The organism is Ekhidna algicida (genome assembly GCF_051379705.1).
Lineage (GTDB): Bacteria > Bacteroidota > Bacteroidia > Cytophagales > Cyclobacteriaceae > Ekhidna.
The window spans coordinates 402,652-418,327 of the sequence record NZ_CP179868.1 but is presented as its reverse complement, the minus strand read 5'-3'; the positions used below and the strand labels follow the sequence as shown (position 1 = coordinate 418,327).

The following is a 15,676-nucleotide window of genomic DNA, read 5'->3' as shown; positions in this document are numbered from 1 at the left end:
CTAATTTATCAATTTACACCCATTAAATGGATTAGAATTGTCAATTTAGAACTTCTAATTTCTTAATTGAGAATTCATATTCTTGTGAAAATATGAATATTGATTCTTCATTTAATTCAATACGATAAAATTTAGCTGGTGTATTATGTATACTCATCGAAATAATTAATACTTTTCGTTGATATGCATCATGTTTGATGTGGTGTTACCAAAGAATGAAAATGAATAAGGGAGCAAGCCTGTTTGTGCTTATGGTTTTATTGGCATGTTCAATTTTTGGACAGGTCTCTCCAAAGGTAGAAACCAACATTGCCGGAGTATACCAGGGAAAGACTTTGTTTATTCAGAATCCATTTGACAAGTCTGACCTTACTTTTTGTGTTGAGGACATCTATATCAACGAAAAATTTGTAGGTCTGAATTATAAACTCAGCGCGATTAAGATTGATTTCGATGGGTATGATTTATATACACCAGTAAAAATCCGAATTGTCCATAAGGATACGCTGTGCGCCCCAACGATCATTAATCCTGAAGCCATACTTTTTCACACAATATTCCGATTTACGTCAGTTTCTCTTACAGACAGTGCACTGGCCTGGAGTACTAAAGGGGAAACCGGGGTAGGAGAATTTGAAATTGAGAGACTTCAGGGTGGAGTTTGGGTAGATCAGGAGGTTCGTCCTGGGCTGGGTAGGTACGAAGGTGCTGACTATGTTCATTACCCTAATCTTGAAGAAGGGGGCAATAAGTATCGGATCAAATACAATTTTCCACGTGGTTCCAGAGTGAAATACCTTTTTTCATGGGAAGTTGACTTTGATCATTATCCAGAGCCTATTGATTTTAAGCCAAAGTCAGCTAAAACTAAAGTCTATCTGTCTCGATCAACCCACTATGAAATTTATGATGATGGGCAAAAGCTCGTGCTTGAAGGGCAGGGGAAAGAAATCGATGTTACCGTCCTCCGGCAAGGACGATACATCATCTATTTCAATGGGAAAGATCCCGGTACGTTTATAAAGGAATAGGCTAAAAAGGATTTATTCCAAAAAACCTTCCGAGTACGGTGAAGATAAAAACCAATGTAAGGAGAATTGGGCAGAGATAGCTCACAGCAAAGTCTATGTATTTCTCTTTCCAGGTACCTTCTAGTTTTGGATTTCCAACTCTCAGTTCCTCGATAAGATTATGCTTTTTCCAAACGTAGGCTGCAAAAATTGTAATCAGAACACCACCAAGAGGAAGCAATGTGTCACTCCCAATGTGTTCGACAAAAGTCATGAAATTGGTTGGAGTTGATGCTCCTATATACGTGATGAAGTTTGTGAACAGTCCAGAATAGCCACTTGATAATAATGAAGGCACTCCCAAAAGAAAAATAAGCGTGGCGATAATCCATACAGAAGTGGTTCGCTTCATCTTAAATTCGTCAACCACGTAGGTTACTGGTACTTCTAATAGCGAAACTGTTGACGTGAGCGCTGCGAATGACAACAGCAAAAAGAACAGCGCTCCTACAGCAACACCTAAAGTGGAGCCGAGCGATTCAAATACACCGGGTAGCGTGACAAAAATAAGCCCAGGGCCGCCAGTGAAACCTTCCATTGTTCCATCAGTCAAATAGGCAACGAAAGGAAACATCATTAGTCCTGCAAGAAATGCAATACCAACATCAGTCAGCGTGATATATGCAGCGGAAGATACAATGTTGTCTTCTTTTGATATATAGCTTCCGTAAGTAATCAAGGCACCCATTCCAAGTGATAGTGAGAAAAAAGCTTGTCCTAATGCATTGTAAATTACTTCTGGAGTAACCTCGCCAAAATCTGGAATTAGGTAATACGAGATGCCTTTAAATGCATTGGGTAAAGATGATGCATAGACCGTCAGTAAAAGGATCATGATTACCAATGAGGGCATTAGGAATTTGGCAGCCTTTTCGATACCACCTGAAATACCCTTTGACACAATAAAAGCGGTAACACCCATGAAAACTAGTCCATATGACCCAACATGGAGAATGTCATTTTGGAATTCACTAAATGATTCACCGATTCCAAAGTTTCCTTTGACCATTTCTAAAAAATAGCCAAATGCCCATCCTGCCACAACATTATAAAATGAGAGTATAAGGACACCACTCAGGATACCCATGAGCCCTAAAAATTTCCAATTCTTAAATCCAAGAGAAACATATGCTCCTACTGGATTCTTTTGCGTTTTACGTCCAATAGCGATTTCAGTAACCATCACTGGAAAACAAAGAATGAAAGCAAATGCGAGATATATAACAACGAATGCTGCACCACCGCCATCGGCAACCTCAAAAGGGAATTTCCAAATATTACCCAATCCAACTGCTGATCCAGCTGCTGCCAAAATGAAACCAAGTTTGCTTGAAAACTTACCGCGTGCGCTCATGAACTAAATTTAGTTTTAGGTTAATGCGCCAAATATAGCAAAAGGAGGGTACCTGCAAAGGGCTATGTTATCAGTGGTTAAGCCAAATCTTCTCCGTCTACCTCAATTTCATATGGGTAGTTGAAAAGATGGTTTGATTTGATCGACTCAGCAACACGATTTGGAACCATAGCTTCCCATCCTTCTTCGTCACGTTCTATCATATCTAATACCTGATCTGAGATGATGTGAAGGTTGTCTGTTTTGGCATCTGGAATACTCAATATCTTATGATTCTCAATAAAGTAGTAGAATAAACTCTCCAAATGACGGTCAGGAGTGAAATCATTGCCGTTCTTAATTTCTCCCGTAGAAGAATCAATTATAGGATAAACGAACAGTTTTACATTACTGCCGAAGAGCCTTGCAAAGGATTCAAGTATGCCTCCGTCAAGGTTCTTGTAGTATTTTTCGTCAAAAATTTGAGTTAGGTTATTTAGACCTATGATGATTCCCAAAGTCTTATCTTTTATGAATTGAGAAAGATATCCCGCTAACTTGTAATGTTCCTGATAATTTGAAATCATCACATTCTGCCCAAGCGAGCACAGTAAGTCTACTCGATCAAGATAGTCTTGTTCATCAAGCTCGCCAGCAAGGGTTAAGTCCTTGAGTGTGATTTCCACCACTGAAACAATGTCCTTTGTGTGGCCGAGTTCTTTCTTAAATGCCCGCATTCCTGTAATCATCATGTCTACATTCACATGGGTAACGGGACGGAAGCGACCTCTTAGGACAATGGCGTTTTTACGATATATGATATCAGAAGGAAGAATAACATTTTTGTCTGGCCCGAACATGGCAACTTTGGTCAATCCATTCTTTACCAGCTTCAAGGTCATCAATCGATTATCTACATGATGGAAGTCAGGCCCGGAAATGCAGAACATATCTATTTCCAGTCGGTCTTTCCTGACATTGTCAACAAGTGAATCAATGATTTCTTCCGGCGTATTGTATGTATAACACGAGTGGATCAAGTTAACACCGACAATTCCCAGAACCTGTTGCTGCCACTCTGCATCTCGATCTTTTAAACTTACATGAATGATACATTCATTGGGTTGAGATCCGGAATGACGCTGAAAACGGATACCCATCCAGCCATGCCCAACATTACTTCTATTGTAGTTGATTACTTCTACCGTATTAGCAAAAGCAAAAAATGTGGTCTTTTTGGCACGCTGGGTTAAGCGTTGATCAAGAAGCGAGTATTCCCGATCCAGCATCCTTAGGAGTTTTTCCTGTGATACGTATCGATCACACTTTCCGTAGATGGCATCACTAAAAGTCATGTCATATGCTGACATGGTTTTAGCAATGGTGCCTGAGGCTGCACCTGCTTTGAAGAAATATGCTGCTACTTCCTGTCCTCCACCAATTTCAGCAACTGTGCCGTAAATTCTTGTGTCAAGATTAAGCTGTAGTGCTTTTTCTTTGGTGGTTAGTTTCTTATTGAATTCTTCCATTTTTGGATGCTATGCGTCCCTCTACAAAGCTATTTTGAATTGTGGCTAAAACAAATTGTAAACAAAAAAACCGACCTTATGGCCGGCTTTTATTCCAAACGTAAAAGAATTCTTATTAGTTGTACAATGAATAAGGGAATTTATTCTCCTCAATCATCACATCAGCAATGGCTTGCCTTAGCTCTTTGGTGTTTACAGGATCCATTTTGGTGAATCTCTTCATCCCCATTAGCATGACACGAAGCTCATCACCTTCCGCAAAGCAGGCTACTGCTTCATCTCCGGCATTTTTGATTTTTGTTACTGCTTCGTATAAGTAAAGTTTTGCCATGTTCTGATATAGCGCACTTCCCTCATCTCCGTATAGGCTCATCAATTTTTCTGTTCTAAGTAGGGTTGACTCTGCTACGTACACCTCGATCACCATGTCGGCAAGGCTCATCAAAACCTCTTGCTCGTGATCGAGTTTAGGCCCAAATTTTTCAGCGGCTTTGCCTGCCGCCATTAGAACAGCTTTTTTCAGATTCTTGATAACTTCCTTTTCCTTAGCTAATGGTGCTGACAAGTCTGGTGCATCGAATGATGGAACGCCCGTCAATTCTTTACCAACTGCCATGGCAGGACCAAGTAGATCAATCTCACCTTTCATGGCCTTTTTAAACATCATGCCTACAAGGAGCATTCTGTTGATCTCATTAGTACCTTCATATATACGTGTAATTCGCGCGTCTCTAAATGCTCTTGCCATTGGAGCCTCTTCCGAGAATCCCATGCCTCCATATACCTGGACTCCTTCATCTACACAGTAGGAAAGCACTTCTGATCCATGCACCTTGATCATTGCGCACTCGATTGCGTATTGTTCTACTCCTTTTAATTTGGCATCACTCGGACTTAATCCATCTTCCTGAAGTTTAGCAATTAAATTTTCTATATCCTGCCCTGACCTGTAAGAAGCAGATTCTGTGGCATATGTGCGAGTTGCCATATTGGCTAGTTTCTGCTTGATCGCACCGAAGCTTGAAATAGACACGCCAAACTGCTTTCTTTCATTTGCATATTGAGTTGACTTAGTGGCAACTTCTTTGCATCCATTTATACAGCCTGCACCAAGCTTGATTCTACCAACATTTAAAACATTAACAGCTATTTTAAAACCATTTTCTCTTTCAGAAAGAAGGTTTTCAACAGGCACTTTCAGGTCGTTGAAGAACACCTGACGAGTAGATGAACCTTTGATGCCGAGCTTTTTCTCTTCATCATTCATGGTGATTCCATCCCAGGTACGTTCTGCTATGAAAGCAGAAAGTTTTTTGTCGTCATCAATTTTGGCAAAAATGATAAGCAGATCTGCAAAGCCAGCATTAGATATCCACATTTTCTGACCATTGATCGAGTAGTGCTTACCATCATCAGATAGCACAGCTTTTGTTTTTCCAGAGTTGGCGTCAGATCCAGCATCGGGTTCAGTCAGACAGTAGCATGCTTTCCACTGACCACTTGCAAGTAGTGGGAGGTATTTTTTCTTTTGCTCTTCGGTTCCGTAGTAAAGAATTGGTAATGTTCCAATTCCAGTATGAGCACCATACGCTGTAGAAAATGAACCAGAGGCTGCCATAATATCTGCAATGAGCATACCAGTATTGAAGCTCATGCCTAGTCCTCCATACTCTTCAGGAATGTTTACTCCCAAAAGTCCTAACTCACCAGCCTTATCCATTAAGCCAGGCATAACACCCTCTTCCATGTTTTCGATGCTTTCTGTAATAGGGGTGATTTCCTTATCAATGAAATCTTGGGTGGCGGCTGCCATCATTTTTTGTTCCTCAGAAAATTCTTCTGGAATGAAGACACTTTCTGCCGCAGTTTCTTTCACAATGAACTCACCACCTTTTAATACTTTATTTCCTATTGCTGCTTCCATTTTATGATATATATATTCTGATTTTGATTAATTAAAAATACTCTGCATGCATAACAAATATACGTATATTTACTCTGCATGCATAACAATTTATGATTTTTTTGATTCATCAATGCACTATTATTGCTCTTTGAAAATCGAATGACAGTTCAACCCTAAAAAATGACAGTTGAGTCATTCAAAATTGATGCTTTGATCTGGTTGGTATCAACTTTGATTCAAACAAAAGCACTATGATAAAACAGACTTTATTCATTTCGATACTTATTGCTGCCTTTATTGCTGATGGGCAAAACACCTGCGAGTTGGTGGTAAGGGTTGAAAACATCAAAGAAGTAAAAGGCTCCCTTATGATCGCTATCTATGATCATGAAGATCACTTCCTTACGAAGGAAATTATGAGTGATGATAAAATCATTGAGTCCGATCAAGTAGAGTTTTCCTTTAAAGGGCTGGGAGAGGGCACCTACGCTATTTCTCTCTTTCATGATGAAAATGATAATGGTAAGCTTGACGCTAATTTCATAGGTATCCCATCAGAGCCATATGCTTTTTCAAACAATGCTAAGGGAATGTTTGGCCCGCCTAGCTTTGAACAATGCAAATTTGAAGTAAAGGGTGGCGCTCAGAAAATAGTGATTTCACTATGAGTAAACAAATGAGATATAACCTCATTAGCACTATTTTAATATTCCTGTTTGGTGGTGTATTGAATATGGTTGCTTTTTGTTCCAACTGCATGCAGGAGCCATATTTTTTATCAAAGTATTTTTTTATAAGCTACAGCTATAATGGCATGGCTTGGGTGGCTTATTGGAAAGGCAGTGAGTTTTTGGTTGATTTATGGGATAAGTATATTCCTTGGTTAAAAGCTCCTATTCTCCGTTTTTTGGTCAGCGTTGGATCAATTGTTGTCTATGTTTTTTTAGCTGTTTGGGGATTAGACTTGTTTTTTGACTTGGTTGTTTTTGGAAAAACTTTATCAGAAACTCTTGAAGAATCCGGAGCACCGTTTGGAACCACCCTATGGATTACTTTGGGTATAAACGTTTTCATGCATGGCAGAGGCTTTCTTATATCATGGAGACAAGCTTCCATAGACATGGAAAAGCTTAAAACAGAGCAAATATCATCTCAGTATAATAGCCTAAAAAATCAGGTTAACCCGCATTTTCTTTTCAATTCTTTAAACGCTCTAAGTTCACTGGTTTATGATAATCAGGAAAAGGCTGTGGAGTTCATACGAAAGCTATCTCAGGTCTACCGATATGTTTTGGATAGCATGGATGATGAAGTGGTCTCTTTTGAAAGAGAAATGGATTTTGTGAAGAACTTCATCTTTTTACAAAAAATTCGTTTTGGGAAAAATCTAAAGGTTGAAATCACCGACAAGGAACCAGATCTTTTTGTTCCTCCGTTAGCTATTCAAATTCTTGTTGAAAATGCAATTAAGCATAATGTTGTTAGCGAAAAGAATCCTTTGACTATTGAAATAGACGTACAACAAGATCAGATTTGCTCAGTTAGAAATAATCTTAAGGAAAAGAAAGTGAAAGACTCAACAGGAGTAGGTCTCGCAAACATTAAATCGCGCTACCAGTACCTTTCTGATAAAGAAGTTGAAATAATAAGGACGGGGGATTACTTTGAGGTTAGAATTCCATTGTTAAATATGAAATAAATGAGGTTTATAATTATCGAAGACGAGCAATTGGCTGCCAAACGATTAAGGTCGTTAATTGAAACACTTCGTCCAACATATGAATTTGTGGCAAAGTTTGATTCTGTAGAGTCAGCATCTATCTCATTGCCTGCATTAGCCTACGATGTGCTGTTCATGGACATTCAACTCGCAGATGGTATTTCATTTGACATTTTCGATCAGATAAAAGTTGAGAAACCGATCATATTCACCACGGCATATGATGAATTTGCTTTGAAGGCATTCAAGACAAACAGTGTCGACTATTTACTTAAACCTATTGCTGAGGAAGAGCTTGGGTCCGCGATTCAAAAGCTTGAGCTGAATTTCAGTAAAAAGGAATCATTAGCGCCTTCAATGGATTTAAGTGATTTGGTTAAATCCATGCAACCTTCCGGGAAGGAAAGATTCGTTGTGAAAGTTGGTGATCATCTAAAAACGGTCGAAACAGTTGATATTCAGCTCGTTTACAGTCAGGATAAGGGAACCTATTTGTTTACAACTTCAGGAAAGCGTTTTCTTATAGACTATACTTTAGATAAAGTGGAGGATCTAATGAGTAAAAATGATTTTTTCCGTATTTCAAGAAAATACATGATCAATCTGAACTATATCAAGGACATTATTGCTTTTACTAATTCAAGATTGGAAATTGTAATTGATCATTTTGATGAAGATCAAATAATAGTTGCTAGGGAGCGAGTAGGTGAGTTTAAAGCCTGGCTTGATAGATAAATACTTACCACTGATCAAAATCATCTGGCATATGAAACGTTTCTTAAGTAGCTTTGAGTATTGAATTTTTATTTAGTTAGTATATGTCTGTAGCCACAATGAGCCGCAAAGTTGTAAGATTTAAGAATAATCTGCACGAAGAATTTAACAAGACGCTTAACCAGCGTGTGAATCAGTATTTCAAGAATTCGAAATATGGACGATATGCGAACATTGAAATGGTTGTGAAAACCATCTTTATGTTCAGCTTATATCTTGTGCCATATTTTATGTTCCTATTTGGAGTAGTTCAAAATATTTGGGTTTTCTACCTGATGGCGTTCTTAATGGGATTAGGAAAAGCCGGAATTGGACTTTCTGTGATGCATGATGCAAATCATGGAGCATACTCTAAGAAGAAGTGGATTAATAACCTAGTAGGTTATTCTCTCAACCTTGTAGGTGCAAACGCCACGAACTGGAAGATTCAGCATAATGTAAAACATCATACCTATACCAATGTGACAGGTATGGATGAAGATATTTCACCAGCAGGTGGGGTTTTGAGATTTGATCCCAACGCACCAATTAAGCCCCATCACAAATGGCAATATATCTATGCATGGTTTCTTTATGGTCTAATGACTATGAGCTGGATCATTGTGAAAGACTGGAGTCAGTTAGCGCAGTATACAAAGGATGGTCATTTAAGAAAGCAAACTAAAAGTATAACCAGAGCATGGATTTGGTTGGCTATGACGAAGGTTTTTTATTACTCATACATACTTGCACTTCCCCTTCTATTTACTTCATTGCCATGGTATCACATTATTTTAGGATTTGTTTTGATGCATTATGTTGCTGGATTTATTCTAGCGTGTATTTTTCAGCCGGCACATGTGATGGAAGATCATTCTTTTGAAGACGTAGCGGGCAAAGATTTCGTTGAGGAGAACTGGGCTGTTCATCAGTTAAAGACAACTTGTAATTTTGCTCAGAAGAATAAGGTTTTATCTTGGTTTGCTGGTGGCTTGAACTACCAAATTGAACACCATTTATTCCCAAATATCTGCCATGTTCACCACAGGAAAATATCTAAGATTGTAAGAAAAACAGCGGAAGAATACAATATTCCATACCGATCATATCCAACCTTTAGATCGGCATTACTTTCTCATGGAAAAATGCTGTACGCTTTGGGAAGATAGATCATGAAAGATTTATTAAAAGAAATTGAGAGCTGCACTGTGTGCGGCTCTTTTTTTGTGCATAGCCCCAGGCCAATTGTGAGCATTTCCGCTACTGCTAAACTTCTGATTATAGGTCAGGCTCCCGGAAGAAAAGTGCACGAGTCTGGTATTCCATGGGATGATGCAAGTGGTAGAAACCTGAGAGATTGGTTAGATATGTCAGATGATGTTTTTTATGATCCCTCAAAAGTGGCGCTTGTTCCGATGGGCTTTTGTTATCCAGGGAAAGGAAAATCAGGTGACTTGCCACCACGACCAGAATGTGCTCCACTCTGGCATAAAAAAGTCTTGGATGAGTGTAGATCGGTACAATTAACACTTCTTGTAGGACAGTATGCTCAGAATCACTACTTGAATGTGGGTGCTCAGCAGAAGCTAACTGAGAATGTGAAATCATTTCGAAAGTACCTGCCAGAGTACCTCCCATTGCCACATCCTTCTCCAAGAAATAGAATTTGGATGAAAAAGAATGATTGGTTTGAAAAAGATCTCCTCCCTGAATTGAAACACTGCATCAAGAAGTTCGATTTTTAGACAAAATACCCAAAAATGGGTATTGATATTCATGTAATAACCATAGAGATTAGCGATATACTTATCACTAAATATGAATATTTCAATAATATCTACCTATAAAAGCGAAGTGTCTGAAAAGCGCTTTGTTGCTAAAAATGTATCCAGAGTTTTGTTAGAATTAGCAGAATTACATTTAAAATCGCCTGACACCTGCCATTTAATTTCTGAAGATGGAGTTGAAAAGCTTAGGCGAAAGCTTTCAATTGATTAACAAAAAAGGGTCTGAATATCAGACCCTTTTTATTTAGCTCGGGAAGTTATCACTTTCCATTATTTCTTTTATTTGATCCGTATGCCTCTGCGTATGTCCAGACATAAACAGAACACCCTGATATACATCAAGTAGGCCGAATGGGAATTGCAAATAATGATTCCTTAAGTCTGCATCGGTAGACTTAAGGAATTTCATATTGGACTTTCGTCTTTCCTTAAAAGTCTTGAGTGTGCCATCAGATCCACCAAAACTATTGGTGGGCTCAAACTCTTTCCGAGTTTTTACTTTTTGTTCCCGACTGGTTATTAACGCCAGAATTTGTTCATCACTCATCGCTACTTCAGATCTTCTGGCAGGATCGCTTTCTCCTTGAAGCCCACCTTTGATCATTTCAATAAGGTTTTTTTCAGAAATTGCTATGTGCTCCAAGCATTCTGCGATTGACCAGACACTTTCATCAGGCTTGAAATTCATTTGAATTTCATTGAGTCCTTGGACCAATGCTGTAAGCTCGTTTTGCGTTTTCTTTAAGTGAGTGAGTGCTTTTTTCCTTTCTTCGTTGCTTATGGTTGTTTGTGCAATAGATGCTACAACAATCACCGTACAAATAACTGCTAATCCTATTTTCTTCATTATTGTAGTGTTTAGTTTAGTCACTAACGAACGATCGGATTCAATTTGGACAAAATTAGATTGCTACTTTTCTAAACTAAGTAGATAACCAACAGAAAAGTTGGACTGACTATCAAAAATATAAGAGTAGGTAGGCGCTAAGAATAGCGCATTGTAGATGACATTTGCAGCCTTTAGCTTCTCGTTATCCACTGGGTAGTCATTTGGTGCCTTTAATACAAAATACCTCTGTTCACTTTTTTGGATGTCATCTTTTACAAACTCATAAATCATTCCACCTAGCATAAAGCATAGATTTCTGTTTTTTCGAGGTATCTCTAAAATTGCATCTCTTACTTCTCTAAATACTGTGGTGTCTTGTACATCGCTTAGGAAATACTTAGATCCATGGATGTCAATACTAAGTGTATCATTACGTTCTACCCAGGATAACTTGGTATTGCCAGATCCTATATCCACCAAAAAAGACTCATCTATAAACTCTTTTGGAATGGTAGCCATCAATGCATATTGACCTTCTGCTTTTGAGTTGATATAATCTATATCTAGGTTTTGGCTTGATAACTCAGATTTTAGTTCTTCAACAATGGCTGCTTTTACAGCACTTGAGCTTGCAATTATGTGAATATTTTTTTTGTTTACACCGTACTCTAAGATTTCACTTCTGAATTCAGAAATCTTGTTTATTATCTCCGTAGTGGTATTCACTCCATAAATAATATTACTTCTTCCATATGAAGATGCCTTTAATGACCATCTGTTCTGTTTGTCAATATCTACTATGAAGTAATTAAGACCTAAAGCACCTAATTCTACGACGGCATATAATTCACCATTTTTCGGCATTGGTGATTGGTAGTCAAAATTCCTGGACAATTCAGGCTGAACGCTAGATAATTGACCGGAATCACTTGTAGAGCGGCTACTATCATTGTTTGTAGTACAGCCTATTGCACAGAGTAATATCAAACAAGCTTTGACTAGAGCTTTCATTAGGTTTTGTCTGAGTTATGCCAGTTCACGCAAATCTACAGGAACTACTTTAGATACGCCCTGTTCCTGCATAGTAACTCCATATATTACATCTGTGCTCGCCATTGTCCGCTTATTGTGAGTGACGATTATAAACTGAGACTCTTTGGAAAACTTACGAATGATCTCATTGAATTTGTCAATATTGGCATCATCTAAAGGAGCGTCGACCTCATCGAATATACAGAACGGTGCAGGCTTGAGCAGGTAAATTGAAAATAGGAGTGAGGTGGCTGTAAGTGTCTTTTCCCCACCTGATAACTGGTTTATTGTAAGTGGACGTTTACCTTTTGGCTTAGCAATGATGTCGATAGAGCTTTCTAAGGGTTGCTCCGGATTTGTGAGTATTAGATCGCAATCATCCTCTTCGGTGAAGAGCGTTCGGAACACTTTAATGAAATTCTCTTTTATATGCTGGAATGCCTCCATGAATGTCTCTTTTGCCACCTCATCTATCTCGGCGATTGTTGTTAGCAAAGATTCTTTGGCATTAATTAAGTCTTCCTTTTGTCCAATGATGAAAGTGTGCCTTTCCTGAATTTCTTCAAAGGCTTCCATGGCCATTGGATTGATGGGTCCCATGTTGTCCAATCGGTTTCTCAGCTTATCAACTTTGGTGCGAAGTTCTTCTTCATTGAACTTCTTGTAGTCAGAAATATCTTCTTCTTTGATCTGTTCAAGATTGATATTGAATTCTACAGAAAGTCGATCTTTGACAGAATTAAGTCCCATTTTGGCATCATTGAGTTTGTTTTGCCATTCCATGAGTGCATTGTCTATTCCTTCTCTAGTCCTTTGCGTTTCTCTTAGATTCTTTTCCTCTTCGTCTATAATGGAACGAGCCTCATAGTATTCCTTTTCTGCTTCGTTTACCCCATTTTCAAGTGCTTCTTTCTCCTCATACATTCCGACAAGCTCATCATCACTCGCCGTACTTTTCTTGACAAGCTCGTTGAGGTTTGATGTAGCATCCTCAAGATCTTCTTTGTTTTGTTCGATTCGCTCAAGTGATGCATGGTATGATTCTTCTTTGAATGAAATTTCCTGAAGAATACTATTCAGCTTGTTTTGACGCTGATGAAACAATACGTTTTCTTCATTATAAACTGTTGATTTTACCTCTAAGGCTTCTTGAAGTGTCCCAGCTTCTTCTTTTTTTGCTTCAAGCCTAGTCTCAAGTTCTTTAAGCTCTTCTTTTTCTTTATCAGCTTGCGGCCTTAGCTCTTCAAGTGCTTTTTCGAGCTGAACAATTTGTTGTTGTATATCTTCTCTACGATTTTTATTGGAGGTAAGAAGTTCTACGAATTGTTCTTGTTTGGTTTGAACAGAAACTTCCATTTCTTTGATCCTGGCAAGTTCTTCTTTTACTTCTTCAAGTTGAACTGATTTTGAAGCGAGGCGTAATTCTTCAAGCTGAGACCGAAGCTTGGCGATTTTTTGCTCGGATTGGGTTTGCTTCTTTTTAAGATTCTTTATTTCTACCTCAAGGTTCTCAAGGTTCTTGGCTCTACCTATTCGTTTTCCTTCAAACAGACCAATGGAACCTCCAGAAATACTATATCGGCGGAAAGTGATTTTTCCTTCCTTATCAAGCATTACGGTGTTTTCATCTGACTCGCTAGTTGGGTTGGGAGAGATGAAAACATTCGAGAGTAGATGTTTGATCAGGTTTTCATACTTAGCGTCATAATCTATTAGATCAAGTGCTGAGACACTTCCTGCTGGTATCCCTAGTTTTTCAGAGGTATGATTTTTTAGAAGATCCAAAATAAAGAAGTTGGCCTTACCTCGTGTGGATTCGCTGAGAAGATTGACAGCTTTGAGCGCATCGTCCTTTGATTCTACTATATAGTAGTTCATGAAAGGCTCCAGGAAGTTTTCGATTGTAACTCGATATTCTTCAGGGCAACTCAATATATCAGATAGTAGTGGAGCATCTTTCCATTGAGGATTCTTTTTCAAAAACTTAATTGCTTCTGGAAATCCTTCTAGATTATCAACCAGCGATTTGGTCAAGTTGAATTCATTCTGACGCGCATCGAGAGACCGATTGATTTGAGCTAATTCTTCAAGTGCTTTAGTAAGCTGATCTTCAGTATTAGCTATTTGTTCTTTTAGGCTTTCTTCTGCAGATCTTAATTGATCAAAGGTGGTCTGCTTCTCATTTCTTTCTTCTCCTATTTCTGTGAGTCTATTTTTAAATTCTTCTAGATTGGCACTCTTTTCACTTGAATCTTCACTCGTCTTGCTAAGTTCGCCCAGCATAGATTTTAGCTGGATATCTTTTATTTCAATCTCTTTGGTGAGTTGAAATTGATGGTCCTTTTTATCGGAGAAGTATTGGTTTAATGAGTTGAGCTTTTCTTGAGCTTCGGTGGTGAGATTTTTTTGAGAGTCGTAATCGTTTTTAAGAGATTCGACATTTGAGAGGATGGATGTTACATCTTTCTCAGCTTCTCTGGCCTCATTTCGTAAACCTTCCAGCGAAACTGCGGCTCGTTCACTACTTTGTTTATCATGACTTATTTGTTCCTTGAGCGAATCAATTTTGTCATTTAAGAATTTTTGACGCTCATTTTTGATCTTTTTATCACTCTCGTATTGACGAATAGTGCTTACATGTTCATTTAGCGTTTTTTGACGAGAAGAGAGTAACTTTTCTTTTGTGATAAGATCTGCCTTGGCTTTTTCAATGGCTGCTTCTTTTTCATTCAACAGTGCATTTAGTGCAAGTTTTTTATCATTCTCTCCATGAATGTGTTGCTGGATGGTATCGAAATGTTCTTGCTGATTGTTCATTGCCTTTTTTGCTAAAGCAATGCTGGAGTTTTTATAGTCGTCTTTTAGCTCGTAGTATTTTTTGGCCTGAGATGCCTGGCGTTCCAGGGACTTTAGGTTTTTTTCAATTTCAAAGAGCAAATCCTCCACTCGCTCTAAATCAGCATCTGTATCACTTAATTTTTTTAGCGTCTCTTTCTTTCTGATCTTGAATTTGGAAATTCCGGCAGCCTCTTCAAACAAGGTTCGTCGAGAGTTATCCTTATCATTAAGGATATCATCTACCATTTTCAGTTCAATAATTGCGTAGCTATTAGAAGCAATACCTGTATCTAGAAAAAGATTGGTAATATCCTTTAGACGGCAAGTCACTCCGTTGAGCAAATATTCACTTTCACCGGAGCGATAGTAACGTCTGGTTATAGTCACCTGAGCATACTCAGTTGGAATAAGATTCTTAGTATTGTTGAATGTGAGTGAAACCTCGGCTAGCTGGGTAGGTTTCCGAGCTTTCGTTCCATTGAAAATGACGTTCTCCATTTTATCAGATCGGAGTACTCTTGATTTTTGTTCTCCTAGTACCCATCTGATGGAATCTACTACGTTTGATTTGCCGCAACCATTGGGTCCTACAATGCCAGTAATGCCTTCATCGAAGTTAATTATAACTCGATCTGCAAAACTTTTGAAACCCTTTATTTCTAATTTAGTTAACTGCATGTAGAATACATTCGGTCTATCACGGTGAAGCGGACAAAAATATAAGATTAGTCTGCAAGTAGGTGTTTAGAAATTGAAATTGTTTACATGATTTATCCACCTTTTTTCCCCATAAGAGAGATTCGATCTGTAAGATCAATGATTCATGTAATTATTTAAAAGATTAATCGAATGATTGGGGTGTAATTCAAATGTTAGTTG

13 protein-coding genes are annotated in these 15,676 nt (G+C 38.3%); 7 read left to right on the top strand and 6 right to left on the bottom strand.

What is annotated here, in order from left to right:
• The first annotated feature begins 221 nt into the window (after nucleotides 1–221).
• Nucleotides 222–1,031 carry a hypothetical protein gene (locus ACL8WY_RS01640; RefSeq protein ID WP_436516547.1) on the top strand — a complete coding sequence of 270 codons (810 nt, stop codon included), beginning with the start codon at nucleotides 222–224 and terminating at the stop codon, nucleotides 1,029–1,031.
• A gap of 1 nt (nucleotide 1,032) precedes the next feature.
• Here ACL8WY_RS01640 and ACL8WY_RS01635 read toward each other — a convergent pair whose 3' ends face one another.
• The 3 genes from ACL8WY_RS01635 to ACL8WY_RS01625 form a co-directional block, all read right to left on the bottom strand.
• Nucleotides 1,033–2,424, bottom strand: a complete 1,392-nt coding sequence (locus tag ACL8WY_RS01635; RefSeq protein WP_436516546.1) for a sodium-dependent transporter — start codon at nucleotides 2,422–2,424, stop codon at nucleotides 1,033–1,035.
• 77 nt (nucleotides 2,425–2,501) lie between these two features.
• A complete protein-coding gene (locus ACL8WY_RS01630) occupies nucleotides 2,502–3,932 on the bottom strand; it encodes a TonB-dependent receptor (protein WP_436516545.1) in 1,431 nt (476 codons plus the stop codon).
• Between the two features lie 115 nt (nucleotides 3,933–4,047).
• Nucleotides 4,048–5,856: an acyl-CoA dehydrogenase family protein gene (locus ACL8WY_RS01625; RefSeq protein ID WP_436516544.1), complete on the bottom strand. Its 1,809-nt coding sequence runs from the start codon at nucleotides 5,854–5,856 to the stop codon at nucleotides 4,048–4,050.
• Nucleotides 5,857–6,089: 233 nt separating this feature from the next.
• Between ACL8WY_RS01625 and ACL8WY_RS01620 the strand changes: the two genes are divergently transcribed.
• From ACL8WY_RS01620 to ACL8WY_RS01595, 6 genes are all read left to right on the top strand, one after another.
• Complete coding sequence (locus tag ACL8WY_RS01620; protein ID WP_436516542.1) at nucleotides 6,090–6,506, top strand: DUF2141 domain-containing protein; 417 nt, start codon at nucleotides 6,090–6,092, stop codon at nucleotides 6,504–6,506.
• 8 nt (nucleotides 6,507–6,514) lie between these two features.
• The gene (locus ACL8WY_RS01615; protein ID WP_436516540.1) at nucleotides 6,515–7,537 is read left to right on the top strand and encodes a sensor histidine kinase; all 1,023 of its coding nucleotides are present in this window, start codon (nucleotides 6,515–6,517) and stop codon (nucleotides 7,535–7,537) included.
• The gene (locus tag ACL8WY_RS01610; RefSeq protein WP_436516538.1) at nucleotides 7,538–8,293 is read left to right on the top strand and encodes a LytR/AlgR family response regulator transcription factor; all 756 of its coding nucleotides are present in this window, start codon (nucleotides 7,538–7,540) and stop codon (nucleotides 8,291–8,293) included.
• Nucleotides 8,294–8,376: 83 nt separating this feature from the next.
• Nucleotides 8,377–9,480, top strand: a complete 1,104-nt coding sequence (locus ACL8WY_RS01605; RefSeq protein WP_436516537.1) for a fatty acid desaturase family protein — start codon at nucleotides 8,377–8,379, stop codon at nucleotides 9,478–9,480.
• Between the two features lie 3 nt (nucleotides 9,481–9,483).
• Nucleotides 9,484–10,056 carry a uracil-DNA glycosylase family protein gene (locus ACL8WY_RS01600; protein WP_436516536.1) on the top strand — a complete coding sequence of 191 codons (573 nt, stop codon included), beginning with the start codon at nucleotides 9,484–9,486 and terminating at the stop codon, nucleotides 10,054–10,056.
• Nucleotides 10,057–10,129: 73 nt separating this feature from the next.
• A complete protein-coding gene (locus ACL8WY_RS01595; protein WP_436516535.1) occupies nucleotides 10,130–10,309 on the top strand; it encodes a hypothetical protein in 180 nt (59 codons plus the stop codon).
• Between the two features lie 33 nt (nucleotides 10,310–10,342).
• Here the strand turns inward: ACL8WY_RS01595 and ACL8WY_RS01590 are convergent, their stop codons facing one another.
• The 3 genes from ACL8WY_RS01590 to smc all read right to left on the bottom strand — a co-directional run bounded on the left by ACL8WY_RS01590 (nucleotide 10,343) and on the right by smc (nucleotide 15,475).
• Nucleotides 10,343–10,945, bottom strand: a complete 603-nt coding sequence (locus ACL8WY_RS01590; RefSeq protein WP_436516534.1) for a DinB family protein — start codon at nucleotides 10,943–10,945, stop codon at nucleotides 10,343–10,345.
• Between the two features lie 63 nt (nucleotides 10,946–11,008).
• On the bottom strand, nucleotides 11,009–11,938 hold the full coding sequence (locus tag ACL8WY_RS01585; RefSeq protein ID WP_436516533.1) for a hypothetical protein: 930 nt from the start codon (nucleotides 11,936–11,938) through the stop codon (nucleotides 11,009–11,011).
• Nucleotides 11,939–11,953: 15 nt separating this feature from the next.
• Nucleotides 11,954–15,475: a chromosome segregation protein SMC gene (gene smc, locus ACL8WY_RS01580; protein WP_436516532.1), complete on the bottom strand. Its 3,522-nt coding sequence runs from the start codon at nucleotides 15,473–15,475 to the stop codon at nucleotides 11,954–11,956.
• Between the last annotated feature and the right edge of the window lie 201 nt (nucleotides 15,476–15,676).

Bases quoted from the DNA above. Each gene is read 5' to 3' on its own strand.
- ACL8WY_RS01625 (WP_436516544.1), bottom strand. From the start codon at position 5,856: ATGGAAGCAGCAATAGGAAATAAAGTATTAAAAGGTGGTGAGTTCATT.
- ACL8WY_RS01600 (WP_436516536.1), top strand. From the start codon at position 9,484: ATGAAAGATTTATTAAAAGAAATTGAGAGCTGCACTGTGTGCGGCTCT.
- ACL8WY_RS01620 (WP_436516542.1), top strand. From the start codon at position 6,090: ATGATAAAACAGACTTTATTCATTTCGATACTTATTGCTGCCTTTATT.
- ACL8WY_RS01590 (WP_436516534.1), bottom strand. From the start codon at position 10,945: ATGAAGAAAATAGGATTAGCAGTTATTTGTACGGTGATTGTTGTAGCA.
- ACL8WY_RS01610 (WP_436516538.1), top strand. From the start codon at position 7,538: ATGAGGTTTATAATTATCGAAGACGAGCAATTGGCTGCCAAACGATTA.
- ACL8WY_RS01605 (WP_436516537.1), top strand. From the start codon at position 8,377: ATGTCTGTAGCCACAATGAGCCGCAAAGTTGTAAGATTTAAGAATAAT.
- smc (WP_436516532.1), bottom strand. From the start codon at position 15,475: ATGCAGTTAACTAAATTAGAAATAAAGGGTTTCAAAAGTTTTGCAGAT.
- ACL8WY_RS01640 (WP_436516547.1), top strand. From the start codon at position 222: ATGAATAAGGGAGCAAGCCTGTTTGTGCTTATGGTTTTATTGGCATGT.
- ACL8WY_RS01630 (WP_436516545.1), bottom strand. From the start codon at position 3,932: ATGGAAGAATTCAATAAGAAACTAACCACCAAAGAAAAAGCACTACAG.
- ACL8WY_RS01585 (WP_436516533.1), bottom strand. From the start codon at position 11,938: ATGAAAGCTCTAGTCAAAGCTTGTTTGATATTACTCTGTGCAATAGGC.
- ACL8WY_RS01635 (WP_436516546.1), bottom strand. From the start codon at position 2,424: ATGAGCGCACGCGGTAAGTTTTCAAGCAAACTTGGTTTCATTTTGGCA.
- ACL8WY_RS01595 (WP_436516535.1), top strand. From the start codon at position 10,130: ATGAATATTTCAATAATATCTACCTATAAAAGCGAAGTGTCTGAAAAG.
- ACL8WY_RS01615 (WP_436516540.1), top strand. From the start codon at position 6,515: ATGAGATATAACCTCATTAGCACTATTTTAATATTCCTGTTTGGTGGT.